Source organism: Agromyces sp. NPDC055520, from assembly GCF_053619715.1.
In genome coordinates this window covers 1-25,920 of the sequence record NZ_JBSHJY010000028.1, presented here as the reverse complement: position 1 = coordinate 25,920, position 25,920 = coordinate 1, and the positions used below count along the sequence as shown (strand labels likewise).

The window sequence follows — 25,920 nt, the reverse complement described above, 5'->3', positions numbered from 1 at the left end:
CCCCGGTGACCTCCGTGGCCCCGCAGGCAGCCCCAGACCCCGCACCGAACCCATCGCCGGCGCCGCCGATCTGGAACACCTCGCCGAAGCCGCGCAGCGGCGGCCGGGTCTTCGCGGTGATCGGCATCGTCGTCGCCGGGGTCGTGGGCCTCCTGGTCATCGCCTACCTCGCGACCGGTCTCGGCGTGCCGACCGTCGCCGTCGGATCGCTGCTCGCCCTCGTGCCGCTCGCGCTCGTGCTGCTCGCCGTGCGCTGGGTCGACCGCTGGGAGCCCGAGCCGCGCTGGGCCCTCTGGTTCGCGTTCCTCTGGGGCGCCGCCGTGTCGGTGGCGATCGCGCTCGTCGTCGACCTCGGCGTGCAGCTCGCGCTGGAGTTCGCCGAGCCGGGCGGCGCACCCGACGAGGCGCTGCAGGCGGTCGTGCAGGCACCCTTCGTCGAAGAGCTCGCGAAGGGCATCGGCGTACTGCTCATCTACGCCTTCTCGCGGTCGCACTTCGACGGCCCGGTCGACGGCATCGTCTACGCTGCGACCGTCGCCGCGGGCTTCGCATTCACCGAGAACGTGCTCTACTTCGGCACTGCACTCGCCGAGGGCGGCGCGCAGACGCTCGGCGCCACGTTCGTGGTGCGCGGCCTCTTCTCGCCGTTCGCCCACGTGCTCTTCACGGTGTGCACCGGGCTCGCCATCGGCATCGGCGCACGACGCGGCGGGGGAGCGGGCGTCGTCGGGTGGTTCCTCGCCGGCCTGCTCGGTGCGGTCGCGCTGCATGCCCTCTGGAACGGTTCGCTCACCTTCGCGGTCGACGCCATCGGCCTCTACTTCACCGTGCAGGTGCCGATCTTCATCGCCGCCGTCGTGCTCACCGTGCTGCTGCGTCGCCAAGAGGTGCGGGTCACCCGGCGCCGCCTCGCCGAGTACGGTGCGGCCGGCTGGTTCAGCCCCGCAGAGGTCGAGATGCTCGCGACGCCCGCCGGCCGGCGGCAGGCGCGGGCCTGGGCGAAGGCCCAGACGCCCCCGCGCACCCGAGTCATGAAGCAGCTCATCACGGATGCCACGCACCTCGCGTTCACCCGTCAGCGCATCGCCACCGGGCTCGCGGGCGAGCGCACGCACGCCGACGAGCGGGCGCTCCTCGCGGCCGTCGTCGTCGACCGGCGGGTGCTGCTGAGCTGAGGGTGTGTTGAGCTGAGGGTTCTGTTGAGCTGAGGGTGCTCGTCGGCCGGGCGCGGTTATGCTGGTCGTATCCGGATTGACGGCGATCGGAGGCGGCATGCCCGAGCCGCGGCGGCGCGTTTCGGCATTCGCCGGCAACGACCTGCGCGACGCGTTGCAGCGTGCCCAAGACGACGTGATCACGATCGGATCGACCCCATTCACCCTTCGGCCGGTGGTACGCGACTCGTGGGAGCGGGCACTTCGCGGGGCGATCGATCCGGACCGTGCGCTGCCAGGCCTCGACCTCGGCGAAGACGCGTTCCACGGCTACCGGGCGAGGCACGCGCTCGCCCCCATGATGCCGATCATCCGACGGCTCCTCATCGAGGGGGCGGATGACGCGGGGCTGATCGTCGCCGTCGGTGACGAGCGCGGCCGTCTGCTGTGGGTCGAGGGCGATGCGGGCCTGCGCCGCCGTGCGGAGGACATGCTGTTCGTCGCGGGCGCCGACTGGTCGGAGTCGATGGTCGGCACGAGTGCGCCGGGCACCGCCGTCGAGCTCGACCGGGCCGTGCAGATCCGCGGCGCCGAGCACTTCAACCGTCTGGCGCACGCGTGGAGCTGCACCGCCGCCCCCGTGCACGATCCTGAGACGGGGGCGTTGCTCGGGGTGATCGACATCACGGGCACCGACCACGCGGTCGCGCCGCACACCCTCTCGCTCGTGTCAGCCACGGTCGCCGCCGTCGAGGCGCAGTTGCGCATCGCGAAGCTCGAGACCGCGGCGCGGGCTGCGACGCAGACCTCGACCCGCCGCTCGCGGGGCGCCCGCGAGCGGCCCGAACCTGCCGAGCTGACCGTGCTCGGCGAACACCGTCCGAGGTACAGCGGCCACGAGCTGAGTCCGCGGCACGCCGAGCTCCTCGCCCTGCTCGCGTGGCACCCGCGCGGCCTCGGCGCCGAGCGGCTCGCTGACCTGCTGTACGAGTCGGGCGCCTCGCCGGTGACCCTCCGCGCCGAGCTCGTGCGCCTGCGGCGAGTGCTCGAGATAGCGGGGCTGCCCAGCCTCGAGTCGCGCCCGTATCGGCTCGCCGAACCGCTCGCGGTCGACGCTGCGACGGTCATGCGGCTGATCGGGCAGGGCTCGCTGCGGCGGGCGTTCGAACGGTACCAGGGGCCGGTGCTCCCGGCCTCGATCGCGCCCGGAATCGTCGACATCCGCGAGGAGCTCGCCGGTCGTCTTCGCGAGTCGATGCTCGCCGACGCCGCTCCCGACCTGTTGCTCGCATACGCCGAGCGTGAGGCGCGGCACGATCCCGAGGTCTGGCGCGCCTGCCTCGCCGTGCTCCCGCCGCGTTCGCCGAAGCGGGCGTCGGTCGTGGCGCACCTCGAGCGGTTCGCCTGACGGCTCGCGGCGTTCGAGCCGAGCGGATGCCGTGGCATCCGCTCGTCGCAACGCGACTGCAACCTTGGGGCAACCACGCGGCAACCCTCGTCGACCTACCGTGATGTCGGCCCCGGATCCGGGGCATCCGACAATGACGTCACTGGAGGCACACGATGACCGTGTATGCCGCGCCCGGCACCGCCGGCGCACTGATCGAGTTCGCACCCCGATACGAGCACTTCATCGGCGGCGAGTGGGTGAAGCCCGTCGAGGGCGCGTACTTCGAGAACATCTCGCCAGTCAACGGCAGGGCGTTCACCGAGGTCGCCCGCGGCACCGCCGCCGACATCGAAGCCGCACTCGACGCGGCGCACAGGGCGGCACCCGCGTGGGGCCGCACGAGTGCCGCGCACCGCGCGGGCATCCTGAACGCGATCGCCGACCGTATCGACCAGCACCGCGAACGGCTCGCCGTCGCAGAGACCTGGGACAACGGCAAGTCGATCCGCGAGCCGCTGAACGCCGACCTGCCGCTCGCCGCCGATCACTTCCGCTATTTCGCGAGCCTGATCCGCGCGCAGGAGGGCAGCTTCACCCAGCTCGACGAAGACACCGTCGCCTACCACTTCCAGGAGCCGCTGGGCGTCGTCGGGCAGATCATCCCGTGGAACTTCCCACTGCTGATGGCGGTGTGGAAGCTCGGCCCCGCGCTCGCCGCAGGCAACGCCGTCGTGCTGAAGCCCGCCGAGCAGACCCCGACCTCGATCCTCGTGCTCATGGAGCTCATCGCCGACCTCGTTCCGCCGGGGGTCGTGAACGTCGTCAACGGGTTCGGCATCGAGGCCGGCAAGCCGCTCGCGACCTCGAACCGCATCCGCAAGATCGCGTTCACGGGCGAGACCACGACTGGTCGACTGATCATGCAATACGCCTCGAACAACATCATCCCCTCGACCGTCGAGCTCGGCGGCAAGAGCCCGAACATCGTCTTCGAGTCCGTCGCGGATCGCCGCGACTCGTTCTACGACAAGGCGCTCGAGGGCTTCAGCCTGTTCGCGTTCAACCAGGGCGAGGTCTGCACCTGCCCGAGTCGATCGCTCATCCAGAAATCGATCTACGACACCTTCCTCGACGACGCGATCGAGCGCACGAAGCTCGCGAAGCAGGGCAACCCGCTCGACACCGAGACGCAGGTCGGCGCGCAGGCGTCGAACGACCAGCTCGAGAAGATCCTCAGCTACATCGACATCGGCAAGCAGGAGGGGGCGAAACTGCTGCTCGGCGGCGAGCGGGCCGATCTCGGCGGCGATCTGAGCGGCGGCTACTACGTGCAGCCCACGATCTTCGAAGGCCAGAACCGCATGCGGCTCTTCCAGGAGGAGATCTTCGGCCCTGTCGTCGCCGTCACGAGCTTCACCGACTACGACGACGCCATCTCGATCGCCAACGACAGCCTCTACGGGCTGGGCGCCGGTGTCTGGAGTCGCAACGGCAACGAGGCCTATCGCGCCGGCCGCGACATCCAAGCCGGTCGGGTCTGGGTGAACAACTACCACGCGTACCCGGCGGGTGCCGCGTTCGGCGGCTACAAGTCGTCGGGCATCGGGCGGGAGAACAACAAGCTCGCGCTCGACCACTACCAGCAGACCAAGAACCTGCTCGTCAGCTACAACGAGAACCCGCTCGGGTTCTTCTGATCGGAACGAACCGATGTCCCTCGAGAGGATCGCCGGCCGTGTGGTCGCGTCGATCACGATCGCGGGGGAGGCGTCGCCGCGGGTTGAGCTCTCACCCGCGGCGGCCGACCTCCTCGATCGACTCTGGCTGAAGCACGGGCCCCTCATGTTCCATCAGTCGGGCGGGTGCTGCGACGGCAGCTCGCCGATGTGCTATCCCGCCGGGGAGTTCATCACGAGCGATGCCGACGTGCTGCTCGGCGAGCTCGCCTTCGACCCTGCTCTCGAACGCGTCGTGCCGTTCTGGATGTCGGCCGAGCAGTTCGCGTACTGGCGCCACACCCACCTCACCGTCGACGTCGTGCCCGGCCGAGGCAGCGGGTTCTCGGTGGAGGCGCCCGAGGGGGTGCGGTTCCTCATCAGGTCGCGCCTCATGTGACCGCACCGAACCGACCCCTGACCCCGCGACCCCATCAAACCCCCGCCACGGGGCGGCGAATGCCGCCTGCATCCGTTTCGACGTCGCCGCTCCCGCGACACGAAGAAACTCGCCGCCCTGTGGTGTGGCATGGCCGACATCTCTACGGGGCGACGAGTTCTCGAATTCCAGACTGCAACGTGTTCGCAGTCAGCGCAAGACCAAGGTGGACGGGTGTCCACGATTGCGACGACGCCGCGAACCTGTTCAACTTGACCCATGACCGATACCAACAGCAAGCCCGAGATCGACGCTCCCGAGGGGCCGGCCCCCGTCGAGCTGGTGATCGAAGACATCGTCGTCGGCGACGGCGCCGAGGCGCAGCCCGGCTCGACCGTCGACGTGCACTACCTGGGCGTCGAGTACGACAGCGGCGAGGAGTTCGACTCCTCGTGGGGTCGCGGCCAGTCCATCAACTTCCCGCTCCAGGCGCTCATCAGCGGCTGGCAAGAGGGCATCCCCGGCATGAAGGTCGGCGGCCGCCGCAAGCTCACCGTGCCCCCGCAGCAGGCCTACGGCCCCGCGGGCGGCGGCCACCAGCTCTCGGGCAAGACGCTCATCTTCGTGATCGACCTGCTCGGCGTGAGCTGAGCTCGATCACTCGTGCACGAAGGCCGTCGGCGGATGCCGGCGGCCCTCGCTCGTTCCGCCTCGGCTACCATTCGAGAGCCCGAAGTCCGATCTCCGAGAGGCGCGACCCGTGACCCGAATCCGTTCGCCCTTCATCGCGTTCGCCCCGTACCTCGTCGTTTCGGCCCTGCACCTCGTGCTGCAATACCTCGGCCCGGCGTGGAGCGTGACAGCGACGAAGGCCCTGCTGATGCCGTTGCTCGCACTCGCCGTCGTGCTCGTCGTGCGGCCGTTGCGGGCGCCGGCCCCGATGCTGCTGGCGGGCATCGCGTTCTCATGGGGCGGCGATGTGCTGCTCTCCTTCCCGGGCGACGGATGGTTCGTGGCCGGGCTCTGCTCGTTCCTGCTCGCGCACGTGGTCTACATCGTGCTCTTCCTGCGGATGCCGCGCGGCCGCCGTCACCCGCCGGCCTGGTCGTACCTCTACTGGGCGTGGATGATCGTCGTGCTCGGCCTGCTGCTGCCTCACGCCGGCGTGCTCGCCGCGCCGATCGTGCTCTACGCGGCGGCCATCGGCATGATGGCGGTGTGCGCCTCGCTGCACGGGAGGTGGATCGCGCTCGGCGGCGCGTTCTTCATCGTGTCGGACTCGGTGCTCGCGATCGGCAGGTTCTTGCCCGGCTACGAGTTCGCGCCCCACGATTTCGTGGTCATGTCGACCTATCTGGCGGCCCAGGGGCTCATCGCTTGGGGCGTCGTGGCGTCGATGGGCTCGGCGTCGATGGGCGCGGTGCCGCGGGGCTCGACGTCGATCGGTTCGGGCCGTGCCGCTCAGGATCCGTCGTCTTCTGCACCCGATCCACGAGCTGACGCCACGGCCCCGTGAGCTGACGCTCGGCGAGCGTCGCCTTGTGCGGCTCGCATCGGATGTCGTAGACGTAGCGATCGGGCTCGGGCGGCAACGGCGGCGGCTGGCCCCACGGGATCTCGTCGATGAGGATGTACCACTCGTCGGGGTCGGGCTGTTCGTCGACGCGAACTTCCCAGGTGAGCCTCATTCCCGCGAGACCACCGCTGCGGGACACGATGACGTCCATGTGGCGATGGTACTCCCGCGGTCGTGCGCAGCGGCCGGCTACTCGCGCGGCACCTCGATGCCGACGGCCGACCAGCCGTTCGCGACGGCCCGCTCTTCACGGCTGTCGCGCCCGTAGCGTTCGCGGGCCGCCCGCACGGTCTCGGCCGCGAACAGGGCGAAGTCGGCGCGCTCGGGCAGCCGCCCCGAGGTGAGCACGTCGTACCAGATGCGACCGACGTGCTCCCACGCGAAGCCGCCGAGCTCGACGGCCGCGAGGGCGAACGCCCGGTTCGGGATGCCCGAGTTCAGGTGCACCCCGCCGTTGTCGTCGTCGGTCTCGATGTAGTCGCGCATGTGGCCGGGCTGCGGGTCGCGCCCGAGCACGTCGTCGTCGTAGGCCGTGCCGGGCTCGAGCATCGAGCGCAGCGCCCGCCCCTGCACCTCGTCGGTGAAGACGCCCTCGCCGATGAGCCAGCTCGCCGCCTCGGCGTCTTGACCGAGCGCGTACTGTTCGACGAGCGCCCCGAAGGCGTCGGAGATGTGTTCGTTGAGCGCCCCCGACTGCCCCTGGTACCGCAGCTTCGCGGTGTGCTCGGTGACGCCGTGGGCGAGCTCGTGGCCGATGACGCTCAGCGAGCCGGTGAACCCCCGGAAGATCTCGCCGTCGCCGTCGCCGAACACCATGCGCTCGCCGTCCCAGAAGGCGTTGTCGTACTTGTCGCCGAAGTGCACGGTGGCCTCGAGCGGCATGCCGGCGCCATCGATCGAGTCGCGCCCGAAGACACGGTCGAACATGCGATGCGTGTCGCCGAGGCCGTCGTACGCGTCGTCGACGGATTCGTCGCCCGTGGCGCGCTCGCCCTCGCGGCGCACGAGGCGGCCCGGCAGCTTCTCTCGGCCCTCTGCGTCGGAGATGCGGCGGTCGGGTTTCGACGGGGCGTCGGGCAGCACGCTCGGCAGCTCGGGCAGCGGCCCGACGCCGAGTCGCGCCGGGGGCTCGCGCAGCAGGGCGCGACGGGCCGCCTCGGCCGCGAGGGGAAAGCGCGGCCCGGCGGTCTGGGCGATGCGGTCGAGCAGGTAGGGAGGCACGATCTGCTGCATGGATCGATGCTCGCACCTGCCGGCGACATCGGCCAGTACCGCGCCGATGAGACCAGTACCGCGCCGATGAGACCGGCACTGCGCCGACGAGACCGGCACGCGCCGACGAGGTGGCCGGTCGCGCGCGCCCGTAGGCTGGAACCGTGACCACCACCCCGCTTCTCGGCCTGCTGCTCGACGTCGACGGCCCCATCGCGAGCCCGGTGACGCGGTCGATCGCGATTCCGTCGATCGCCCGAGACCTCGCGGCGCTTGCGAACGCCGGCAACCCCGTCGTCTTCAACACGGGCCGCTCAGACGCGTTCATCGCCGAACAGGTCGTGCCGCCGCTGCTCGCCGCGGGTCTCGAGCCGGGCGCCCCCGTCTGGGCGATCTGCGAGAAGGGCGCGGTCTGGGCTGCGATCGGCACCGACGGTCTGGGCGAGGTGCACGTCGACCACGAGCTCGCAATACCGGTCGAGTTCTCCGACGCCATGCGCGACTACGTCGGCACCTTCTTCGACGACTTCGGGTTCTTCGACGAGACCAAGCGGGCGATGGTCTCGGTCGAGCAGCATGTGCACGTGGCATCCGACGCCTATCTCGCGGCGCAGTCGGGCGTCGACGACCACGCGCACGAGGTTCTCGCCGCGCACGGGTTCGGCACGGTTCGCGAAGGACATGAGCGACCGGATGCCGCGGGGCGGGTGCACTGGCGCATCGACCCGACGATCATCTCGACCGATGTGGAGTCGGTGCGCCTCGGCAAAGACCTCGGGGCGGCGCGCGCGGTCGAACTGCTCGAAGAGCGCGGCATCCGCCCGCTGCACTGGCGCACGATGGGCGACTCGCGCACCGACTATGCGATGTCGGAGTGGCTGGCCGACCGCGGCGAGTCGGTGCGGCATGTCGACGTGCGCCCGGCCGACGGCGTGCCCGCGACCCGCTACCCGGTGCTGACCGCGGGCGAGCTCATCCACGACGAGGCGGGCGCCGTGTTCCTCGCGAAGTGGGTCGACGCCGTGCGCCGCGGCACGCTCGGCGATGGCGAGTAGACGGAGCGTGGCCGATGTCGCCGACGAACGGATGCAGCGGATGAACGAGCACCGGGCGCCGGGCGCGGGCCCCGCGGCATCCACCGCCCTGCCGCAATTGCGAACGCACCCCATCGCGCTTGTGCCGGCGCTGCTCGTCTGCGGTGCCGCGGTCGCGCTCTTCGGGTTCATGGTGCCGATCGCCGGCTACGCGATGCTCGCGGCGGGCCTCGTCGCGGCTTGGATCTGCGACCGCTCGGGCCGCACCGAGCGGCTCGCCGCCGACCTCGCGCTCATCGCGATCGGCCAGGTCATCATCTCGACGGTCTCGCTCAAGGCCGACCTCAGTGACGAGGGAATGGTGCGCTTCGCGGTCGTGCTCGGGCTCGCCGTGCTCGTGCCCTACGTCATCTCGCGATACGTGTACCGCGAGCGCGTCATCCGCTTCCCGTGGCGCACCGGTCGCCGCTGGACTCGCACGCAGTGGCTCTACCTGATCTTCGTGACGCTCGCCGGCTGGCTGATCCTGCCGTTCTACTTCATCAGCTCGGGTGTCTACCAGAACTGGCCGACCGTGACCGAGCCCGACACGATCGCGCGCCTCTTCGTCGGGGTCGGCGCGGTCGGCACGTGGGACGAGCTCTTCTTCATCTGCACGGTGTTCACGTTGCTGCGCCGGCATTTTCCGGCGTGGCAGGCGAACCTGCTGCAGTCGATCGTGTTCGTGTCGTTCCTGTGGGAGCTCGGCTACCAGTCGTGGGGGCCGCTGCTCACGATCCCGTTCGCGCTGATCCAGGGGTACACGTTCAAGCTCACGAAGTCGCTCACGTACGTGTTCGTCGTGCACATGCTCTTCGACGCCGTGGTGTTCGCGGTCATCGTGTACGCGCACACGGGATGGCCGGCGATCTTCCTGCTGGCGCCGTAGGGCGCCGTTACTTCAATTGGCCGCGCGCCTCGCCGCCCGGGAACATCGGCGTGTGCACGTTGACGTAGTACGCCTTCGGGTTCGCCGTGATCGCGTCGAGCAACGTCGAGGCGGGCATCGTGCAGGCGGAGACCTCGAAGCTCGTCGAGTTCGGCACCGGGATCGGGATGACGACGGGGCCGGCGACGTTGCGCGGGCCGAGGTGCACGTGCGCCGCCACGGCGCCGGTGGTGAGGCCCGACACCTCGAGCGTGTAGCAGAATTCGCCGTCATCGATCGTGTAGGCGAAGAATCCCCGTGCCCCGCCGGTTGCGCCGGTCGTCTGCGCTTCCTGCTCGTTGTTGAGCGGGATCGCTGGTGTTCCCGGCGGCTTCGCCTGCGCGGCGCCCGCGCCGGCGAAGGTGAGTGCGGCGATGGCGGCCAAGGTGAGCGCTGCAGTGCGCGCTCGTCGAGTCGTGATCATGATGTCTGCTCACTTCCTGCGATCGGTTCGCAGGCTACGCCCGCCGTTTCGGCGCCGCAAGACGAGAACCACGGAGTCTGGTGGCGGAGCCGACGCCTCGGTCTCCGTCATTCGCCCCGGCGCTCAGACGGATCAGTCCTCGACGGCAGCCCCGTGATCGCGCAGCCACCCGAGCATCACCGCGACGTGGTTGACGCTCGGGTCGTGCGACGAGTACAAGAGCGTGACGTGGTCGTGCGCGCCGCCGAGAGCGAGGAGCTCGTCGGTGGCGGGATTGGCGTCGAGTTCGGCGACGTAGCGAGCCACGAACTCGTCGTGGCGCTCGGGGTTGTGGTGCCACTCTTTGCGCAGATCGGCCGAGGGAGCGATGTCTTTCAGCCAGAGGTCGAGGTCGGCACGCTCCTTCGAGACCCCGCGGGGCCACAATCGGTCGACCAGCACCCGGAAGCCGTCTGAAGGTTCGACCGCGTCGTAGATTCGCTTCATCGCGTAGGCCATACGGCCAGTGTGCCCTGTGAGCATCGAAAGGTCGAGGCACCGTGGCGCTGGCCGACTCAGCCCTTGGGGCCGCTCCGAAGGCCGACGACGACGAGGGCGACGCCGAGGAGCGCGATGATCGGCCCGAGGATCGCCCAGAACGTGGAGCCGGTCATGGCGCTGCCGCCGATGAGTCCGACACCCTGGAGCGTGAAGACCACGCCCATGATGGCGACGAGCGCACCGATCGCGACGAGAACTGGCTTTCGCATGCGTGCAGCTTCGCGCACCGGCGGCCGCGCCGCAAGCAAGGTGAGATGATGCTGCGCATGCGCGCGATCGTGCTCGACCGATACGGCCCGCCGGAACGGGTCATGCGATTGGCCGAGCTCGCCGAGCCGCGGCCGGCCGCCGGGGAAGTGGCGGTGCGCGTCGCCGCGGTCTCGCTCAACTCGTGGGACGTCGACCTTGCGACCGGTGCGACGCTCGTGCGTCTTGCGGCGCCGTTCCGCCCGAAACATCGGGTGATCGGTTCGGATGTCGCCGGCGTCGTCATCGCCGTCGGGTCGGGCGTGACCCGGCACCGCGTCGGCGAGGCCGTCTTCGGCGAGCTCTCGGCATCCGGCTGGGGCGGCTTCGCCGAGGTGGTCGTCGCGCGCGAGGATGCCCTCGTGCCGCGTCCGGCCGGGCTCGACGACTTGACGGCCGCCGCGCTGCCGCAGGCCGCGAGCATGGCGTGGCAGGCGCTCGGCGGCGCGGATGCCGTCGCCCCGAGCGGATCGACGGTCGGTTCGCTGCGCGGGCGTCGGGTGCTGATCGTCGGCGCCGGCGGCGGAGTGGGCACCTTCGCGATCCAGCTCGCCAAGCGCGGCGGGGCGCACCTGACCGCCGTCGAGCGGGCGATGTGGAAGCTCGACGCGCTCGACGGGCTCGGAGCCGATGTCGTGGCCACGGGCGTGGGCGACGCGCAGGAGCCGCGCGAGCCCTTCGACCTCGTGCTCGACGTGGTCGGGGCGCTGCCTCCGGCGCAGGCACGTGCGTTGCTCGCCGAGGGGGGTCGTGCGGTCTACATCGGCGGCAGCCCGCGCCGCATCGCCCAGGTGCTCGCGGCCGGTGCGCGGGCCGGTGGGCACGTCGGGCTGCTCGCCGCGGTGCCGAATCGCGACCTGCCCGATCTCGCGGCCCTCGCCGCATCCGGGGCACTGCGGGCGGTCATCGACGGCCCGCACCCGCTCGAGCAGGTGCCGAAGCAGCTCGCGCGCCTGAGATCGGGCGCTGTGCTCGGCAAGGCCGTGATCGAGGTCGGCTGAGCGAGCGGGGTCGGCCACGAGGCATCCGCTCTGGTAGAGTATTGAGGTTGCCGTCATGACGGCCGCGCACAAAGAGAGCCCAGGCATTCGGCCACGGGCAGCGCGCAACGAAGAGAGAGGGGATCCCATCTATGGCACTCGAAGCAGACGTCAAGAAGGCGATCATCGAAGAGTACGCGACGCACCCCGGTGACACTGGTTCCCCCGAGGTTCAGATCGCGCTTCTCACCAAGCGAATCAAAGACCTCACCGAGCACTTGAAAGAGCACAAGCACGACCACCACTCGCGTCGTGGCCTGCTCCTTCTCGTCGGTCAGCGTCGTCGTCTGCTCGGCTACCTCGCCGATGTCGACATCACGCGCTACCGCAAGCTCATCGAGCGTCTCGGCCTGCGCCGCTAAGCAGAGTCGTCTCTGCGGCTCTCGAAGAAACCGCGAACTTCTTGCGGAAGCCCCCCGCCACGTCTGTGGCCGGGGGCTTTCGTCATTCCCGGGCTATTCGATACGCGCCCGGCGCGCACGGGCGGCCATGCGGTTGCCGCAGCGCGTGCTGCAGAACCGGCGAGAGGCGTTCTTCGAGAGGTCGGCGTAGATGCCCTCGCAGTCGTCGGCCTCGCAGACGCGCAGGCGGTCCGTGCCGTCGGCGCGGATGACGTCGACGAACGCCATGGCCGCCTCGACGAGGATGCGCTCGGACAGCGGCGCGTCGCTGCTGGTCGCGTGCACGTGCCAGTCGAGGTCGTCGTGGCGCACGAGCCGGGGCAGGGCGCCGGATTCGTCGAGGATCGCGTTGACCTCGACGACGGCGTCGTCACGGTCGAGCCGCCAGAGGGCCCGCAGCCGGTCGCGTGCGGCGGCCACCTCGGCGACTTCGGCGGCGGTGCCGTCGCGCCGGCCCGAGTACCACCAGTCGTCGAGCACCGCGGCGAGCTGCGCGGGTGTCGAGAGTTCGTCGAGGCCCGATTCGGATGCCGCGGGCACGGTGTCGGCCAGTGCGGCGACGAAGCCCAGGGCCGCGATCGTGTCATCGGTGAAAATCATTTGACTCCTGACATCCGTTGGCAGTACTGTCACGAGCATAACGTCGTTCGGTCATGACATGGCCGGCGGCACGCACCACACCCGGCCGATTGAAGGAGACGCGGATGCGCGGTTCGAAGGGCATCCTCGGCATCGGGCTCGCCCTCGCGGCGGCGTTCGCCTTCGGCGCGGGCGGCGCGGTCGTCAAGCCGCTGCTCGAGTCGGGCTGGTCGCCGGGCGCCGCCGTGTTCGCGCGCATCGGCACGGCCGCGATCGTGCTCGTGGTGCCGGGGCTCATCGCTCTGCGGTTCGACCTGCGCCCACTGTGGCGCGCCCGGTGGACCGTGCTCGCCTACTCGCTCATCGCCGTCGTCGGCACCCAGGTCGCGTTCTACGCCTCGATCACGCTCATCCCCGTGAGCACGACCCTGCTCATCGAGTACCTCGCGCCGGTCGCCCTCGTGCTCGTCGCGTGGGCGCGTCAGCGTCGCGCGCCGCAGTTCGTCGTCATCGCGGGCTCGGTCTTCGCGATCGTGGGCCTCTGGCTCGTGATCGGCCCGGGCGGCGGCGGTCTCGACGTGGTCGGCCTGCTGCTCGCGGGGGTCGCGATGGTCGGCGTCTGCGTCTACTACGTGCTCGGCGAGCGGGCGGATGCCTCGGTGCCGCCGATCGCCCTCGCGGCGGCCGGCTTCGTGGTGGGCGCCATCGCACTGGGCGCCCTCGGACTCGTCGGCGTCGTGCCGTTCGCCGCGAGCTTCGTCGACGTGCCGTACCTCGGCACGATCGCGCCGTGGTGGGCGCCGGTGCTCACGGTCGGTCTCGTCTCGACGGCGTTCGCCTATGTCGCGGGCATCGCCGCGATCCGCATGCTCGGCACGCGGCTCTCGTCGTTCGTCGGACTCTCGGAGGTGATCTTCGCCGCGGTCGTCGCGTGGTTCATGCTCGGCGAGGCCATCTCGCCGTTGCAGGGGCTCGGCGGACTGCTCATCCTCGGCGGCATCGTGCTCGTGCGCTTCGAGCGACCTCGCGACGCGGCATCCGTCGCCCTCGACATCGACCTGGTGCCGGTGCCCGCGGAAGCCGGCACCGCACCCGCCGATCCCGGCCGTTCGTCGACGGCGCACCGCCATTCGCCGTAACACGACGCCCGGCGGGCGTAGCGTCGACGTCATGACCCGCGCCGACCTGACCGATCTCGCCGACTCGACCCAGGCGGTGCACGCCGGCAACGCCGTCGACGGCGGATCGGGAGCGATCCGCACGCCGATCGTCATGGCGAACTCGTACGCGCTGCCCGACGACCCGTCGACGATGAGCTGGTCGGGCACCGAGACGCCGATCTACACGCGCAACACGGGCGCGAACCAGATCGGACTGCAGCAGAAGCTCGCGATGCTCGAGCACGGCGAAGACTCGGTCGTGCTCGCGAGCGGCGTCGCGGCGCTGCACGCGGTCTTCTTCACCTTCTTGAAGTCGGGCGACCATGTGATCGTGTCGGATGTCTCGTACGAGGCGATCTACCGGTTGTTCACCGAGCTCCTGCCCGAGAAGTACGGCATCGAGGCCGACTTCGTCGACACGAGCGATCTCGACGCGGTGCGGGCGGCCGTGCGGCCGAACACGAGACTCGTGCACATCGAGGCGATCGCGAACCCGACGACCAAGGTGACGGATGTCGCGGCCGTCGCGCAGATCGCTCACGACGCGGGTGCGCTGCTGAGCGTCGATTCGACGTTCACGCCGCCGCCGTTCTTCCGCCCGCTCGACCTCGGTGCCGACTTCTCGGTGCACTCGCTCACGAAGTACATCAACGGCCACGGCGATGCCATGGGCGGCGCCGTCACCGGCCGCCGCGAGCTCGTGGCGAGGCTCAAGGCTGACGCCATGGTCGACGTCGGCGGCGTCATCAGCCCGTTCAACGCGTGGCTCATCATGCGCGGCTCGGTGACGCTGCCGCTGCGCCTGCGCCAGACCTTCGCGACCGCGCTGCGCGTCGCCGAGGCGCTCGACGCCGACCCGCGCATCGCCTTCGTCGCCTACCCGGGTCTCGCAGGGCACCCGCAGCACGACCTCGCCACGTCGCAGTTCGGCGGGGCGTTCGGCGGCATGATGTCGTTCGCGGTCGACGGCGGGCCCGAGGTGCAGAACGCCTTCGTCGCGGCGCTCGGCATCGTCACCTCGGCGGTCTCGCTCGGGCACGACGAGTCGCTCATCGTGCACGTCGGCACGACGGGGCCACGCGTGGCGTTCTATCCCGACGGGTTCAAGCGCTACGGGCACCTGCGCTTCTCGATCGGCCTCGAAGACGCCGACGACCTGATCGCCGACCTGCGGCAGGCGCTCGACGCCGTGGTGGGGCCGCTCGCGGGCTGACCCGGCCTCGCTCATAGACTCGGGTCATGCGATTCGGCGTCATCATCCTTCCGCAGTACGACTGGCCCGAGGCCGCCCGTCACTGGCGCAGCGCCGAAGCGCTGGGCTTCGACCACGCGTGGACGTACGACCACCTCTCGTGGCGGGGTCTCGCGGGCGAACGCTGGCACGCGACCGTGCCGACGCTCACGGCCGCCGCGATGGTCACCGAGCGCATCGGGCTCGGCACCTTCGTCGCGAGCCCCAACTACCGGCATCCCGTGCCGTTCGCGAAGGATGCCGCGACACTCGACCAGATCTCGGGCGGCCGACTGCTGCTCGGGGTGGGGTCGGGCGGCACGGGGTTCGACGCCTTCGTGCTCGGCCAGCCCGAGCTCACGCCGCGACAGCGCTTCGACCGCTTCGTGGAGTTCGCCGAGGCGCTCGACGTGCTGCTGCGTTTCGAGCGGCCGGGGTCAGACGGCATCTCGTTCGAGGGCGAGTGGTTCGCGGCATCCGGAGCCCGCATGGTCGGCGAGTCGGCGCGGCACCCGCGCACGACCCTGCACGTCGCCGCAGAGGGGCCCAAGTCGCTCGCCCTGGCGGCGCGCATCGGCGACGGTTGGGTGACGACCGGCGGCACCGTCGACGACACCGACGCCTGGTGGCGGCGCCTGGCCGAGCTGAGCGCGCGACTCGACGAGGAGTGCGCCGCACTCGGGCGAGACGTCTCGAGCCTCGACCGCATCCTCTCGCTCGACTCCGAGCCGCGCTACAGCCTCGAGAGCGCAGCCGCCTTCGAAGACGCCGTCGGGCGGGCGGCCGAACTCGGCTTCACCGACGTCGTCGCGCACTGGCCGCGAGAGCATGGCCTCTACGCGGGCGACGAGTCCGTGCTCGACGAGGTGGCCGCGCTGCTGCCCGGGCTGCGGTGACCGATCCGGTGCGAGTGAGCGTGAGCCGCGGCATCCTGCCCGCGATAGCCTGAAGCACATGGCCGCACCCCGTTCGAAGCCGCTGCTCGCGTGGGAGCTGTTCCCGTTCATCGTCGTGGTCGTGCTGTTGCTGATCACGGGGTTCGTGCGACCGGATGCCCCGCCGTGGCTGTTCTGGCCGTTCCTCGTGGTGCTCGTGGCGGCCATCGCCTGGCTCGTCGTCGGCGTCGTGCGCGGGTCGCAGCGCGCGAACCCCGACCGGTGGGGCGATCTCTCGACGCTCGACGGACTCGAACTCGTCGACGTGCCCCGCGTCGAGCGCGAGGTGCGCACGGTCGTGCCGGTCGCCGACACGCACCGGCATCAGGCCGCGATCGAGCTTGCGCGCCTGCACGGCGGCGCCGAACAGCAGGCCGTGCTCGTGCCGCGGGCGAGCCGATGGCTGTCGCGGCGCTATCGCATCGGCGTGCAACTCGTCGGCGGCGACCGGCCCCGCCATGCGGGGTTCCTCGCCCAGGCGGCCGATGACCGTTGGCGCGAGCTGCTCGACGGCCTGCGCGGGCAGGGCCGCTACGTGCGGGTGCCGGCACTCGTGACGGCTGCCTCACGGCCGTTCGGGGTCGAACTCGACCTCAGCGGGCTCGCCCGCCTCGAGGAGCCGGCCGCGGGGTGACGCGTTGGCGTCGGCGGCGGCGGGCGCTTCGACTCAGGCCGAGGCCTCTTCGGCCTCTTGCTCGGCGAGGTCGGCGCGCACCTGCTCCATGTCGAGGCCCTTCACCTGCGAGATCAGCTCGTCGAGCATGGGCCGAGGCAGGGCGCCGGCCTGGGCGAAGACGCCGATGCCGTCTTTGAAGGCCATGATCGTCGGAATCGACGTGATGTTCATGGCCGCCGCGAGCTGCTGCTGGTCTTCCGTGTCGACCTTGGCGAAGGTGATGTCGGGGTTCGCCTCGGCCGCAGCCTCGTAGTTCGGGGCGAACTGCAGGCACGGGCCGCACCAACCGGCCCAGAAGTCGACGAAGACGGTGCCGCCCTCGAGGATGGTCTTCTCGAAGGTGTCAAGGGTGAGCGCAACGGTAGCCATGCCGCCAGCCTACGTGCGCGGCCTGTACGCGCGCCCGGTGTTCGCTGTGCGCGAGGCGCGAGGCGCGAGGCGCGAGCGTCAGGCGCGGGCTATCGTGAAGTCGTGGTCGCATTCGGAGGCGCGCTCGGTTCATTCCGTCGGCGCGGCCCGGTCGCCGGCACGCCGCCGGAGCCCGAGGTCGCGCTCGACGAGGCGCAGCGTGCCGACGAGGCGATCCCCGATCTAGACTGGCGCGCCTTTCCCCAGGGCACCGTGCGTTCAGACTTCGCGGCGCCGAGCGGAGAACTCGCGCGCGTCGCGCTCGGCGCCGCCGCAGGCCCGCGCGTCGTGCTCGTGCCGGGCGCCACGGGGTCGAAAGAGGACTTCGTGCTCGTCATGCCGCTGCTCGCGGACGCGGGCTACCGGGTCGAGTCGTTCGACCTCGCCGGCCAGTACGAGTCGTGGCGCGCCGGTCCCTGGAACCTCGATCCTCCGCGGCAGCGCTACGACGAACGTCTCTTCCTCGACGACCTGCTCGCGGTGCTCGGCGACGGCGCGGCGCCTGCGCACGTGCTCGGCTACAGCTTCGCGGGCACGCTCGCCGAGCTCGCGCTGCTCGAGCGCCCCGAGCTCTTCGCGAGCCTCACCCTGATGAGCGCGCCGCCCGAGCCTGGTCAGAGCTTCCGCGGGGTCAAGCGCATCGGGGCGATCAGCTCGTTCACGACCCCGCGACAGGGTGCCGCGCTCATGCTGTGGGGCATCCGCAACAACCTCAACCGGGTGCCGCCGCGACGACTGCAGTTCGTACGCGAACGCTTCGCGCTGACCCGGCGCGACAGCGTCGACGACATGATCGCCCTCATGATGGCGACCCCCGACCGCCGGACCGAGCTCGCCGCCGTGGAGATTCCGAAGCTCGTGGCGGTGGGGGAGCACGATCTCTGGCCGCGGGAGCTGCACGAACGGTTCGCCCGCGAGATCGGCGCGCGCCTCGCGGTGTATCCCTCCGGTCACAGCCCGTGCGAGACGGCGCCGCATCAACTCGTGCGCGACTTGCTCGCCCTCTACGCGGAGACCGAATACACGCCGTAGCGCCGACGCCGAAGCGCTCGCGCGCCTATGCCGGAGCGCCGTCGGCGTCGGGTTCGGCCGACGGCGCGTCGCCCGTCTCGGCCTCCCAGACCCAGACCGGCGCGCGGCGCCGATCGGCGCGCCGCTGCAGTGGCGGCCACTCCCGGGACTCCACCGACATGGTGTGGAAGGCCATGCGAACCCGCCGGGCGAGCCCGCCGACGCTGTCGAACGGCCGTGCGGAGACGCCGACCACGAGCCGTCGGTCGCGCACGACCGTCATGCCGGGCTGCATCCACCACGAGAGGTCGAGATCGTCGTGCAGGTCGGCACGGTCGCGGTGCACGATGTCACGCAACTGCCGCCACGCATCGGCGCGCAGCACGTAGTTCGAACCGAAGATCGGGGGATGCCCGAGCAGCGGCCCGATCACCGTGAAGTAGCCGCCGATGTACAGGTTGCGGGCGATCCACCGCACGAGCGCGTTGCGGCCGTAGAAGGTGCCGCCGTTCGTCGCGACGGTGGGCCGGTCGGGCGCGGCCATGCGACGCTCGGCTTCGGCGAGCCAGCCGGGGAACGGCACCGAGTCGGCATCGAGCCGGGCGAGCAGATCACCGGATGCCGCGTCGAATCCGGCGGCCGTCGCCGGCCAGATACCGCGTCGTGGCTCGTGCACCACCCGCGCCCCCGCCGCGCGCGCGACCTCGGCGGTGTCGTCGGCCGACCCGTTGTCGACGACGACGACCTCGTCGGGGAGTCGCGTCTGAGCGGCGAGCGCGTCGAGGCACTCGACGAGGAAGTCCGCGTCGTCGAGGCTGGGGATGATGACCGAAATCGTACCCATCACGGCGAGTCTAGCCACCGCACGTGTCGTGTCACGCTCGAAAGCTGCGTCGTGCGGTCGATCCGCCACGAGGGCTGTTCGGCGGCCGAGACCACCCAATATGCTGGCCCACGACCGGGGGTCAATGGTGACGAACCGGCACGGAAGGGGAGACGATGTACCCACTGCAACACTTTCGAAACGCGCCCGCACGCTGGTGATCGCGACCGCGGCCATCGCCGGACTGGCGCTCGTGCCCGCAGGCGGCGCAGTCGCCGCGCCCGGCGGAGCAGGGTGCGAGAACCGCACCAACAACAAGGTGCAGAAGCTGCTCGAGTGCGTCGGTGCCGACGGCGCGATGGAGCACCTCGAGGCGCTGCAGGCGATCGCCGACGCCAACGGAGGCACTCGTGCCGCCGGCACTCCCGGCTACGAGGCGAGCGTCGAGTACGTGGTCGGCGAGCTCGAGGCCGCAGGCTGGCAGGTCTCGATCGACGAATTCGACTTCACCTTCGTCGGCCCGTCCGAGCTGCAGCAGCTCACGCCGATCGACGCGACCTACCCGACCGGTCCGTACACCGGCAGCGGTCCGGGTGACCTGAGCGCGCCCGTCTGGCCGGTCGACATCCAGCTCGGGCTCGGCAACGCCAGTACGAGCGGCTGCGAGGCGGCCGACTTCGCCGGCATGCCGGCGGGCTCCATCGCACTCATCCAGCGCGGCGCGTGCCCCTTCGGCGACAAGGCGCTGAATGCCGAGGCCGCAGGGGCGCTCGGTGTGATCATCTTCAACCAGGGCAACGCGGCCACCGATGACCGCATGGGCCTGATCGTCGGCACGCTCGGCGGGTCGGATGTCGTCGGCATCCCGGTCGTCGGCGCGAGCTACGAGCAGGGCGTCTCGCTCTCGCAGCCGAGCTCGACGGCCCGGGTGTTCGTGCCCGCGCCCGAGCAGCGCCCGCAGAAGAACATCATCGCCGAACTGCCCGGCGTCAACGACGACAACGTCGTCATGGCTGGAGCGCACCTCGACTCGGTGCAGGCGGGCCCGGGCATCAACGACAACGGCAGCGGATCCGCCGCCCTGCTCGACATCGCTCAGAGCATGTCGAAGGTGAAGCCGCAGAACACGGTGCGTCTCGCCTGGTGGGGCGCCGAGGAAGGCGGCCTGATCGGTTCCGAGGAGTATGTGGCGGGGCTCAGCGATGCAGAGAAGGAGCGCATCGCCCTCTACCTCAACTTCGACATGATCGCCTCGCCCAACTACATCTTCATGGTGTACGACGGCGACGAGTCGGGCTTCCCGGCACCCGTCGTGGTTCCCGAGGGATCCGTGCAGATCGAGGACCTCTTCGAGAGCTACTTCACGAGCGTCGGTCAGCCCTACGACGATGCCGAGTTCAGCGGGCGCAGCGACTACGACGCCTTCATCCGCAACGGCATCCCGGCGGGTGGCCCGTTCACCGGCGCCGAGGTCATCAAGACCGCTGAGCAGCAGGCGATCTGGGGCGGCGTGGCCGACGAGTCGTACGACCCGTGCTACCACGAGGCGTGCGACGACCTCGACAACGTGAACCTCGAGGCGCTCGGCGTGAACGCCGACGCGATCGCGCTCGCCGTGCTCGCGTACTCCTATTCCACGGAGTCGGTCAACGGCGTGGTCGGCGCGAACGTGCCCGGCGGGCTCAACCTGCCGGCACCGGCCGGGCCGCGCGGCACCGTGAGCTGAGTCGCAGCGAACGGCGGAGGCGGGGGTGCCGGTGGCGCCCCCGCCTTCGGCGTCAAGAGGTGTGCGCGATCGGGAATAGTGTGCGGGAGACATCCGTTCTGATATCTGTATGCAAATGTATGCAATACCGATCATCACGACAGAACCGCTCAGGAGCGCACATGCAGTTCGGAATCTTCACCGTCAGCGACATCACGCAAGACCCGACGACGGGCCGAACGCCGAGCGAGCATGAGCGCATCACCGATGTGCTGACCATCGCTCAGCATGCCGAAGAGGTCGGCCTCGACGTCTTCGCGCTCGGCGAGCACCACAACCCGCCCTTCTTCTCGTCGTCACCGACCACGACCCTCGCCTACATCGCGGCGAAGACGTCGAAGATCCAGCTGACGACCTCGACGACGCTCATCACGACGAACGACCCCGTGAAGATCGCCGAAGACTTCGCGATGCTCCAGCACGTGGCCGACGGCCGGGTCGACCTCATGCTCGGCCGCGGCAACACGGGCCCCGTGTACCCGTGGTTCGGCAAGGACATCCGCCAGGGCATCAACCTCGCCATCGAGAACTACGCGCTGCTGCACCGCCTGTGGCGCGAGGACTTCGTCGACTGGGAGGGCCAGTTCCGCACGCCGCTGCAGGGCTTCCAGTCCACGCCGCGCCCGCTCGACGACGTGCCCCCGTTCGTCTGGCACGGCTCGATCCGCAGCCCTGAGATCGCCGAACAGGCCGCGCATTACGGCGACGGCTTCTTCGCGAACCACATCTTCTGGCCCGCCTCGCACACCCAGCGCATGATCGCGCTGTATCGCCAGCGTTTCGAGCACTACGGCCACGGCACGGCGGAGCAGGCGATCGTCGGACTCGGCGGCCAGGTGTTCATGCGCAAGAACTCGCAGGACGCCGTGCGCGAGTTCCGCCCCTACTTCGACAACGCGCCCGTCTACGGTCACGGCCCGAGCCTCGAGGAGTTCACCTCGCAGACCCCGCTCACCGTCGGCAGCCCGCAGGAGGTCATCGACAAGACGCTCGGCTTCCGCGACTACGTGGGCGACTACCAGCGCCAGCTCTTCCTCATGGACCACGCCGGCCTGCCCCTGAAGACCGTGCTGGAGCAGCTCGACCTGCTCGGATCGGAGGTCGTGCCGGTGCTGCGCCGCGAGTTCGCGAAGAACCGCCCCGAGACGGTTCCGGATGCCCCGACCCACGACTCGCTCGTCAGTGCACGAAACGCTGCGCGCATCGAGGGCGCCGCGAACGCCGGTGAGCGCATCGAGGCGCCGAAGGGCGCCGCATTCGGCGCTGCCGCCGTGAAGGGAGCGTGACATGACCACCCGCACCCTCGCCGTCGTCTCGGCCGGTCTCAGCCAACCCTCGTCGACGCGCATGCTCGCCGACAAGCTCAGCGACGCCACCGTCGCGAAGCTCGCCGCGGAGGGCATCGACACGACCGTCGAGACCTTCGAGCTCCGCGATGTCGCGACGGACATCATGAACCACATGCTGACGGGTTTCGCGAGCCCGAAGCTCGAGCCGGTCATCGAGGCGGTGACCGGCGCCGACGGGCTCATCGCCGTCACGCCGATCTTCACGACGAGCTACTCGGGGCTCTTCAAGTCGTTCTTCGACGTGATCGACAGTGGCGCGCTCGATGGTCTGCCCGTCGTGATCGGCGCGACCGCCGGCACCCCGCGGCATTCGCTCGCGCTCGACTACGCGCTGCGGCCGATGTTCACCTACCTGCACGCCGTCGTCGCACCGACGGGCGTGTTCGCCGCCACCGGCGACTGGGGCGAGTCGGCCGACAGCGTCAAGACGCTGCCGGCGCGCATCGAACGGGCGTCGAGGGAACTCGCCGCGCTCGTCGCCGCGAGCGACCGGTCGGCGACCGTTCGCGACCCGTTCGCGCTCGACCGCCCCTTCGGCCACCTCATCGGCGGCCTCACGGGGGAGTAGACGGGCCGCCCGCCGGCAGCCACCCTCATTCCGCCGAGTGTTGACGTTGCGCGCCGATTGATGTCGCCGCGAACCGCTACCGACCCCTGAGCGTCAACACTCGGCGGACGAGCGGGCGCCGCTGGCCTCAATCGTCGAGCACGAAGGTCACTTCGAGCGTGACCGACCAGGCGGTGACTGCACCGTCGGCGACCTCGACCTTCTGCTCCTTCACCCAGGCCCCGGTGACGTTGCGCAGCGTCTCCGACGCCCTGGCGACGCCCGCGGCGACCGCGTCGTCGAAGCCCGTCTCCGAGCGGACGGTGATGGTGGTGACACGTGCGACGGATGACATGGCATTCCCCCTCGAATGATGTACGTGCGTACGAGACCCATCTTGCGCCACGGGCGAGCGGAAAGCGAGGGTCTGCGACCACCGCGGGGGGAGTGAGTGCCGATCAGCCGCTCTTGCGGCGGAACTCGCGCTTGTGGTCGGCCGGACCCTGTGTGTGCTGCGCCGCGCCGCCACCGTCGAGGTGGGCTTCGCCCGAGCGCTTCTTCGCCGCGGTGTTCTTGCGATCGAGGGCCTCGCGGAACTTGCGCTTCGCCTCGTCGGACGGGCCCTGGCTGGTCTGCTCGTCGGAACTCATGCGTTCGAGTCTGTCACGGATCCACGACGCACCGGCACGGATCCACGACAGACCGGCACGGATGCTGCACGCTCGCGCACGACGGGAGCGTGCCGGGCATGCCCGCCACGCGACATCCACGGTTCGCGGGCTGTTCACACGGCGAAAAACGGACGCTCTGCTAACATGGCAGCAGGTTGCCCGTGCGCTTCGTGCGGGCGATCGCTTGGAGCAGGCCGGCAGGAAGCTGGTCCCCTGTGGTGGATTACCAAACCGGGTTTGGTGGACTTCTACTGGTGGCCAGCGTGAACGCAAGACCTTGCGATTCGTATTGCCTGTTCCTGCTCCTCTGGATGAGTCGCGCCCACACGGGGTGCGACGGTAAACAAAGGAGACGACCTCTTGGAAGGTCCTGAAATCACGTTCGCCGAAGCCGTCATCGACAATGGCAAGTTCGGCACCCGCACGATCCGCTTCGAAACCGGCCGACTCGCGCAGCAGGCGCAGGGTTCCGCCGTCGCCTACATCGACGAAGAGACCATGCTGCTCTCGGCGACCTCGGTCTCGAAGCAGCCGAAAGAACACTTCGACTTCTTCCCGCTCACGATCGACGTCGAAGAGCGCATGTACGCCGCCGGTCGCATCCCGGGTTCGTTCTTCCGTCGTGAGGGCCGCCCCTCGACCGAGGCGATCCTCACCTGCCGTCTGATCGACCGGCCCCTCCGCCCCTCGTTCGTCGAGGGCCTCCGCAACGAGGTGCAGGTCGTCGTCACCGTGCTCGCGATCGAGCCCGACGAGTTCTACGACGTGCTCGCCATCAATGCCGCGTCGCTCTCGACCCAGCTCTCGGGCCTGCCGTTCTCGGGCCCGGTCGGCGGCGTGCGCGTCGCCCTCATCGACGGCCAGTGGGTCGCGTTCCCGAAGTACTCGCAGATCGAAGAGGCCGTGTTCAGCATGGTCGTCGCCGGTCGCGTGGTCACCGAGGCCGACGGCTCGCAAGACGTCGCGATCATGATGATCGAGGCCGAGGCGACCGACAACGCGTGGAACCTCATCCAGGCCGGTGGCATCAAGCCCGACGAGGCCGTCATCGCGCAGGGCATCGAAGCGTCGAAGTCCTTCATCAAGCAGCTCGTCGAGGCGCAGCAGTCGGTCGCCAAGACCGCCGCGAAGCCGACTGCCGACTACCCCACGTTCCCGCCGTACCAGGCCGAGGTCAAGGCGGCCGTCGAGGCGTTCGCGAGCGCCGAGCTCAAGGACGTCTACAAGATCGCCGGCAAGGTCGAGCGTCAAGACGCCGACGACGCACTCAAGGCTCGCGTCAAGGAGCACGTCGCGGCCAAGGTCGAAGCGGGCGAGCTGCCCGAGTCGGCCAACGCCGAGGTCTCCGCGGCCTACAAGTCGGTCACCAAGAAGGTCATGCGCACGCGCGTGCTCGAAGAGGGTGTGCGCATCGACGGCCGCGGGCTCGCCGACATCCGCCCGCTCGACGCCGAGGTGCAGGTCGTTCCCCGCGTTCACGGCTCGGCCATCTTCCAGCGCGGCGAGACCCAGATCATGGGCATCACGACGCTGAACATGCTGAAGCTCGAGCAGTCGATCGACTCACTGAGCCCGGTCACCAAGAAGCGCTACATGCACAACTACAACTTCCCGCCCTACTCGACCGGTGAGACCGGTCGCGTCGGGTCGCCGAAGCGTCGCGAGATCGGGCACGGCGCACTCGCCGAGCGCGCGCTCGTGCCGGTGCTGCCCACGCGCGAGGAGTTCCCCTACGCGATCCGACAGGTGTCCGAGGCACTCGGCTCCAACGGCTCGACGTCGATGGGCTCGGTCTGCGCCTCGACCCTCGCGCTCCTGAACGCGGGCGTGCCGCTGCGCGCACCCGTCGCCGGCATCGCGATGGGCCTCATCTCCGACACGGTGAACGGCGAGACCCGCTACGCGGCGCTCACCGACATCCTCGGTGCCGAAGACGCGCTCGGCGACATGGACTTCAAGGTCGCCGGCACGAGCGAGTTCGTCACCGCGATCCAGCTCGACACGAAGCTCGACGGCATCCCCGCCTCGGTGCTCGCCGGCGCGCTGACGCAGGCGAAGGACGCCCGCACGACGATCCTCGCTGTGCTGAACGCCGCCATCGACGGCCCCGACGAGATGGCCCCGACCGCGCCCCGCGTGATCTCGGTGCAGATCCCCGTCGACAAGATCGGCGAGCTGATCGGCCCGAAGGGCAAGACGATCAACGCCATTCAAGACGAGACCGGCGCCGACATCTCCATCGAGGAGGACGGCACCGTCTACATCGGCGCGACCGACGGCCCCTCGGCCGAGGCCGCCCGCGCCCAGGTCAACGCGATCGCGAACCCGACGAACCCCGAGGTCGGCGAGCAGTTCCTCGGAACCGTCGTCAAGATCGCGGCGTTCGGCGCGTTCGTCTCGCTGCTCCCGGGTAAAGACGGCCTGCTCCACATCAGCGAGGTGCGCAAGCTCGCCGGTGGCAAGCGCGTCGAGAACGTCGAAGACGTGCTCGGCGTCGGCCAGAAGGTCCTCGTCGAGATCACGAAGATCGACGACCGCGGCAAGCTCTCGCTCGCCCCGGTGCTGGCCGACGACGCCGACACCAACGGTCGCGAGACCGCAGGCACGCACGCCGAAGAGCCCGCAGAGGGCGTCGACGCGTAAGTCGCAGTCGTAGCACAGCGGATGCCCCGTGGCCGATCGATCGG

General features: G+C 69.9%; 28 protein-coding genes and 1 pseudogene. 19 read left to right on the top strand and 10 right to left on the bottom strand.

Annotated elements, in window-relative coordinates; all coding sequences use genetic code 11:
- Positions 1–5 precede the first annotated feature (5 nt).
- From ACWGST_RS11975 to ACWGST_RS11950, 6 genes are all read left to right on the top strand, one after another.
- Positions 6–1,175, top strand: a complete 1,170-nt coding sequence (locus ACWGST_RS11975) for a PrsW family intramembrane metalloprotease (protein WP_452046887.1) — start codon at positions 6–8, stop codon at positions 1,173–1,175.
- Positions 1,176–1,272: 97 nt separating this feature from the next.
- Complete coding sequence (locus tag ACWGST_RS11970; protein WP_452046886.1) at positions 1,273–2,562, top strand: GAF domain-containing protein; 1,290 nt, start codon at positions 1,273–1,275, stop codon at positions 2,560–2,562.
- Between the two features lie 155 nt (positions 2,563–2,717).
- Positions 2,718–4,241: an acetaldehyde dehydrogenase ExaC gene (gene exaC / locus ACWGST_RS11965; protein ID WP_452046885.1), complete on the top strand. Its 1,524-nt coding sequence runs from the start codon at positions 2,718–2,720 to the stop codon at positions 4,239–4,241.
- A gap of 13 nt (positions 4,242–4,254) precedes the next feature.
- Complete coding sequence (locus ACWGST_RS11960) at positions 4,255–4,659, top strand: DUF779 domain-containing protein (RefSeq protein ID WP_452046884.1); 405 nt, start codon at positions 4,255–4,257, stop codon at positions 4,657–4,659.
- 258 nt (positions 4,660–4,917) lie between these two features.
- A complete protein-coding gene (locus tag ACWGST_RS11955; protein WP_056658140.1) occupies positions 4,918–5,289 on the top strand; it encodes an FKBP-type peptidyl-prolyl cis-trans isomerase in 372 nt (123 codons plus the stop codon).
- A gap of 109 nt (positions 5,290–5,398) precedes the next feature.
- Positions 5,399–6,154 (top strand): lysoplasmalogenase, encoded by a 756-nt coding sequence (locus ACWGST_RS11950; RefSeq protein WP_452046883.1) that lies wholly within the window; start codon positions 5,399–5,401, stop codon positions 6,152–6,154.
- 22 nt (positions 6,155–6,176) lie between these two features.
- Here the strand turns inward: ACWGST_RS11950 and ACWGST_RS11945 are convergent.
- Both ACWGST_RS11945 and ACWGST_RS11940 read right to left on the bottom strand, forming a co-directional pair.
- Positions 6,177–6,326: pseudogene (locus ACWGST_RS11945) on the bottom strand (protealysin inhibitor emfourin); the annotation flags it as partial.
- A 77-nt stretch (positions 6,327–6,403) separates the two neighbouring features.
- The gene (locus ACWGST_RS11940) at positions 6,404–7,447 is read right to left on the bottom strand and encodes a M4 family metallopeptidase (protein WP_452046882.1); all 1,044 of its coding nucleotides are present in this window, start codon (positions 7,445–7,447) and stop codon (positions 6,404–6,406) included.
- 143 nt (positions 7,448–7,590) lie between these two features.
- Between ACWGST_RS11940 and ACWGST_RS11935 the strand changes: the two genes are divergently transcribed.
- Together ACWGST_RS11935 and ACWGST_RS11930 are read left to right on the top strand one after the other, a co-directional pair.
- Entirely contained in the window at positions 7,591–8,481 is an 891-nt protein-coding gene (locus ACWGST_RS11935; protein ID WP_452046881.1) for a hypothetical protein, read from the top strand.
- A 40-nt stretch (positions 8,482–8,521) separates the two neighbouring features.
- Entirely contained in the window at positions 8,522–9,388 is an 867-nt protein-coding gene (locus ACWGST_RS11930) for a CPBP family intramembrane glutamic endopeptidase (RefSeq protein WP_452046903.1), read from the top strand.
- A 7-nt stretch (positions 9,389–9,395) separates the two neighbouring features.
- On the opposite strand, the gene ACWGST_RS11925 is transcribed toward ACWGST_RS11930, so the two are convergent.
- The 3 genes from ACWGST_RS11925 to ACWGST_RS11915 form a co-directional block, all read right to left on the bottom strand.
- Complete coding sequence (locus ACWGST_RS11925) at positions 9,396–9,851, bottom strand: CHRD domain-containing protein (protein WP_452046880.1); 456 nt, start codon at positions 9,849–9,851, stop codon at positions 9,396–9,398.
- A gap of 132 nt (positions 9,852–9,983) precedes the next feature.
- Positions 9,984–10,337 carry a DUF488 domain-containing protein gene (locus ACWGST_RS11920; RefSeq protein WP_452046879.1) on the bottom strand — a complete coding sequence of 118 codons (354 nt, stop codon included), beginning with the start codon at positions 10,335–10,337 and terminating at the stop codon, positions 9,984–9,986.
- Between the two features lie 68 nt (positions 10,338–10,405).
- Complete coding sequence (locus ACWGST_RS11915; RefSeq protein ID WP_452046878.1) at positions 10,406–10,600, bottom strand: hypothetical protein; 195 nt, start codon at positions 10,598–10,600, stop codon at positions 10,406–10,408.
- 45 nt (positions 10,601–10,645) lie between these two features.
- Between ACWGST_RS11915 and ACWGST_RS11910 the strand changes: the two genes are divergently transcribed.
- Together ACWGST_RS11910 and rpsO are read left to right on the top strand one after the other, a co-directional pair.
- Positions 10,646–11,638 (top strand): NAD(P)-dependent alcohol dehydrogenase, encoded by a 993-nt coding sequence (locus ACWGST_RS11910; RefSeq protein ID WP_452046877.1) that lies wholly within the window; start codon positions 10,646–10,648, stop codon positions 11,636–11,638.
- Positions 11,639–11,769: 131 nt separating this feature from the next.
- Positions 11,770–12,039, top strand: coding sequence for a 30S ribosomal protein S15 (gene rpsO / locus ACWGST_RS11905; RefSeq protein ID WP_344293628.1), 270 nt, complete (start codon positions 11,770–11,772; stop codon positions 12,037–12,039).
- Positions 12,040–12,132: 93 nt separating this feature from the next.
- Here the strand turns inward: rpsO and ACWGST_RS11900 are convergent, their stop codons facing one another.
- The gene (locus tag ACWGST_RS11900; RefSeq protein WP_452046876.1) at positions 12,133–12,678 is read right to left on the bottom strand and encodes a CGNR zinc finger domain-containing protein; all 546 of its coding nucleotides are present in this window, start codon (positions 12,676–12,678) and stop codon (positions 12,133–12,135) included.
- Between the two features lie 104 nt (positions 12,679–12,782).
- On the opposite strand from ACWGST_RS11900, the gene ACWGST_RS11895 reads away from it, so the two are divergent.
- The 4 genes from ACWGST_RS11895 to ACWGST_RS11880 are packed head-to-tail and all read left to right on the top strand — an operon-like array spanning position 12,783 to position 16,617.
- Positions 12,783–13,796: an EamA family transporter gene (locus ACWGST_RS11895; protein WP_452046875.1), complete on the top strand. Its 1,014-nt coding sequence runs from the start codon at positions 12,783–12,785 to the stop codon at positions 13,794–13,796.
- 31 nt (positions 13,797–13,827) lie between these two features.
- Positions 13,828–15,030, top strand: a complete 1,203-nt coding sequence (locus tag ACWGST_RS11890; protein WP_452046874.1) for a trans-sulfuration enzyme family protein — start codon at positions 13,828–13,830, stop codon at positions 15,028–15,030.
- A gap of 26 nt (positions 15,031–15,056) precedes the next feature.
- On the top strand, positions 15,057–15,944 hold the full coding sequence (locus ACWGST_RS11885) for an LLM class flavin-dependent oxidoreductase (RefSeq protein ID WP_452046873.1): 888 nt from the start codon (positions 15,057–15,059) through the stop codon (positions 15,942–15,944).
- A gap of 58 nt (positions 15,945–16,002) precedes the next feature.
- Complete coding sequence (locus tag ACWGST_RS11880) at positions 16,003–16,617, top strand: hypothetical protein (protein WP_452046872.1); 615 nt, start codon at positions 16,003–16,005, stop codon at positions 16,615–16,617.
- A gap of 33 nt (positions 16,618–16,650) precedes the next feature.
- Here ACWGST_RS11880 and ACWGST_RS11875 read toward each other — a convergent pair whose 3' ends face one another.
- On the bottom strand, positions 16,651–17,028 hold the full coding sequence (locus tag ACWGST_RS11875; RefSeq protein ID WP_452046871.1) for a thioredoxin family protein: 378 nt from the start codon (positions 17,026–17,028) through the stop codon (positions 16,651–16,653).
- Between the two features lie 213 nt (positions 17,029–17,241).
- Here ACWGST_RS11875 and ACWGST_RS11870 point away from each other — a divergent pair, with 213 nt between their 5' ends.
- The gene (locus ACWGST_RS11870; protein ID WP_452046902.1) at positions 17,242–18,099 is read left to right on the top strand and encodes an alpha/beta fold hydrolase; all 858 of its coding nucleotides are present in this window, start codon (positions 17,242–17,244) and stop codon (positions 18,097–18,099) included.
- 25 nt (positions 18,100–18,124) lie between these two features.
- On the opposite strand, the gene ACWGST_RS11865 is transcribed toward ACWGST_RS11870, so the two are convergent.
- On the bottom strand, positions 18,125–18,922 hold the full coding sequence (locus ACWGST_RS11865; protein WP_452046870.1) for a glycosyltransferase family 2 protein: 798 nt from the start codon (positions 18,920–18,922) through the stop codon (positions 18,125–18,127).
- Positions 18,923–19,118: 196 nt separating this feature from the next.
- Between ACWGST_RS11865 and ACWGST_RS11860 the strand changes: the two genes are divergently transcribed.
- From ACWGST_RS11860 to ACWGST_RS11850, 3 genes are all read left to right on the top strand, one after another.
- Positions 19,119–20,627, top strand: coding sequence for a M28 family metallopeptidase (locus ACWGST_RS11860; RefSeq protein ID WP_452046869.1), 1,509 nt, complete (start codon positions 19,119–19,121; stop codon positions 20,625–20,627).
- A 161-nt stretch (positions 20,628–20,788) separates the two neighbouring features.
- A complete protein-coding gene (locus ACWGST_RS11855; protein ID WP_452046868.1) occupies positions 20,789–21,952 on the top strand; it encodes an LLM class flavin-dependent oxidoreductase in 1,164 nt (387 codons plus the stop codon).
- Position 21,953: 1 nt separating this feature from the next.
- Entirely contained in the window at positions 21,954–22,583 is a 630-nt protein-coding gene (locus ACWGST_RS11850) for an FMN reductase (RefSeq protein ID WP_452046867.1), read from the top strand.
- Positions 22,584–22,710: 127 nt separating this feature from the next.
- Here ACWGST_RS11850 and ACWGST_RS11845 read toward each other — a convergent pair whose 3' ends face one another.
- Positions 22,711–22,917: a dodecin family protein gene (locus tag ACWGST_RS11845; RefSeq protein WP_452046866.1), complete on the bottom strand. Its 207-nt coding sequence runs from the start codon at positions 22,915–22,917 to the stop codon at positions 22,711–22,713.
- 103 nt (positions 22,918–23,020) lie between these two features.
- The gene (locus tag ACWGST_RS11840; protein WP_452046865.1) at positions 23,021–23,212 is read right to left on the bottom strand and encodes a DUF5302 domain-containing protein; all 192 of its coding nucleotides are present in this window, start codon (positions 23,210–23,212) and stop codon (positions 23,021–23,023) included.
- A gap of 381 nt (positions 23,213–23,593) precedes the next feature.
- Between ACWGST_RS11840 and ACWGST_RS11835 the strand changes: the two genes are divergently transcribed.
- Entirely contained in the window at positions 23,594–25,876 is a 2,283-nt protein-coding gene (locus tag ACWGST_RS11835) for a polyribonucleotide nucleotidyltransferase (protein ID WP_452046864.1), read from the top strand.
- Positions 25,877–25,920: the final 44 nt, after the last annotated feature.

Bases quoted from the DNA above. Each gene is read 5' to 3' on its own strand.
- ACWGST_RS11875 (WP_452046871.1), bottom strand. From the start codon at position 17,028: ATGGCTACCGTTGCGCTCACCCTTGACACCTTCGAGAAGACCATCCTC.
- ACWGST_RS11955 (WP_056658140.1), top strand. From the start codon at position 4,918: ATGACCGATACCAACAGCAAGCCCGAGATCGACGCTCCCGAGGGGCCG.
- ACWGST_RS11845 (WP_452046866.1), bottom strand. From the start codon at position 22,917: ATGTCATCCGTCGCACGTGTCACCACCATCACCGTCCGCTCGGAGACG.
- ACWGST_RS11940 (WP_452046882.1), bottom strand. From the start codon at position 7,447: ATGCAGCAGATCGTGCCTCCCTACCTGCTCGACCGCATCGCCCAGACC.
- ACWGST_RS11970 (WP_452046886.1), top strand. From the start codon at position 1,273: ATGCCCGAGCCGCGGCGGCGCGTTTCGGCATTCGCCGGCAACGACCTG.
- ACWGST_RS11885 (WP_452046873.1), top strand. From the start codon at position 15,057: ATGCGATTCGGCGTCATCATCCTTCCGCAGTACGACTGGCCCGAGGCC.
- ACWGST_RS11895 (WP_452046875.1), top strand. From the start codon at position 12,783: ATGCGCGGTTCGAAGGGCATCCTCGGCATCGGGCTCGCCCTCGCGGCG.
- ACWGST_RS11840 (WP_452046865.1), bottom strand. From the start codon at position 23,212: ATGAGTTCCGACGAGCAGACCAGCCAGGGCCCGTCCGACGAGGCGAAG.
- ACWGST_RS11865 (WP_452046870.1), bottom strand. From the start codon at position 18,922: ATGGGTACGATTTCGGTCATCATCCCCAGCCTCGACGACGCGGACTTC.
- ACWGST_RS11960 (WP_452046884.1), top strand. From the start codon at position 4,255: ATGTCCCTCGAGAGGATCGCCGGCCGTGTGGTCGCGTCGATCACGATC.
- ACWGST_RS11915 (WP_452046878.1), bottom strand. From the start codon at position 10,600: ATGCGAAAGCCAGTTCTCGTCGCGATCGGTGCGCTCGTCGCCATCATG.
- ACWGST_RS11880 (WP_452046872.1), top strand. From the start codon at position 16,003: ATGGCCGCACCCCGTTCGAAGCCGCTGCTCGCGTGGGAGCTGTTCCCG.
- ACWGST_RS11850 (WP_452046867.1), top strand. From the start codon at position 21,954: ATGACCACCCGCACCCTCGCCGTCGTCTCGGCCGGTCTCAGCCAACCC.
- ACWGST_RS11920 (WP_452046879.1), bottom strand. From the start codon at position 10,337: ATGAAGCGAATCTACGACGCGGTCGAACCTTCAGACGGCTTCCGGGTG.
- rpsO (WP_344293628.1), top strand. From the start codon at position 11,770: ATGGCACTCGAAGCAGACGTCAAGAAGGCGATCATCGAAGAGTACGCG.
- ACWGST_RS11930 (WP_452046903.1), top strand. From the start codon at position 8,522: ATGAACGAGCACCGGGCGCCGGGCGCGGGCCCCGCGGCATCCACCGCC.
- ACWGST_RS11910 (WP_452046877.1), top strand. From the start codon at position 10,646: ATGATGCTGCGCATGCGCGCGATCGTGCTCGACCGATACGGCCCGCCG.
- ACWGST_RS11900 (WP_452046876.1), bottom strand. From the start codon at position 12,678: ATGATTTTCACCGATGACACGATCGCGGCCCTGGGCTTCGTCGCCGCA.
- ACWGST_RS11925 (WP_452046880.1), bottom strand. From the start codon at position 9,851: ATGATCACGACTCGACGAGCGCGCACTGCAGCGCTCACCTTGGCCGCC.
- ACWGST_RS11890 (WP_452046874.1), top strand. From the start codon at position 13,828: ATGACCCGCGCCGACCTGACCGATCTCGCCGACTCGACCCAGGCGGTG.
- exaC (WP_452046885.1), top strand. From the start codon at position 2,718: ATGACCGTGTATGCCGCGCCCGGCACCGCCGGCGCACTGATCGAGTTC.
- ACWGST_RS11855 (WP_452046868.1), top strand. From the start codon at position 20,789: ATGCAGTTCGGAATCTTCACCGTCAGCGACATCACGCAAGACCCGACG.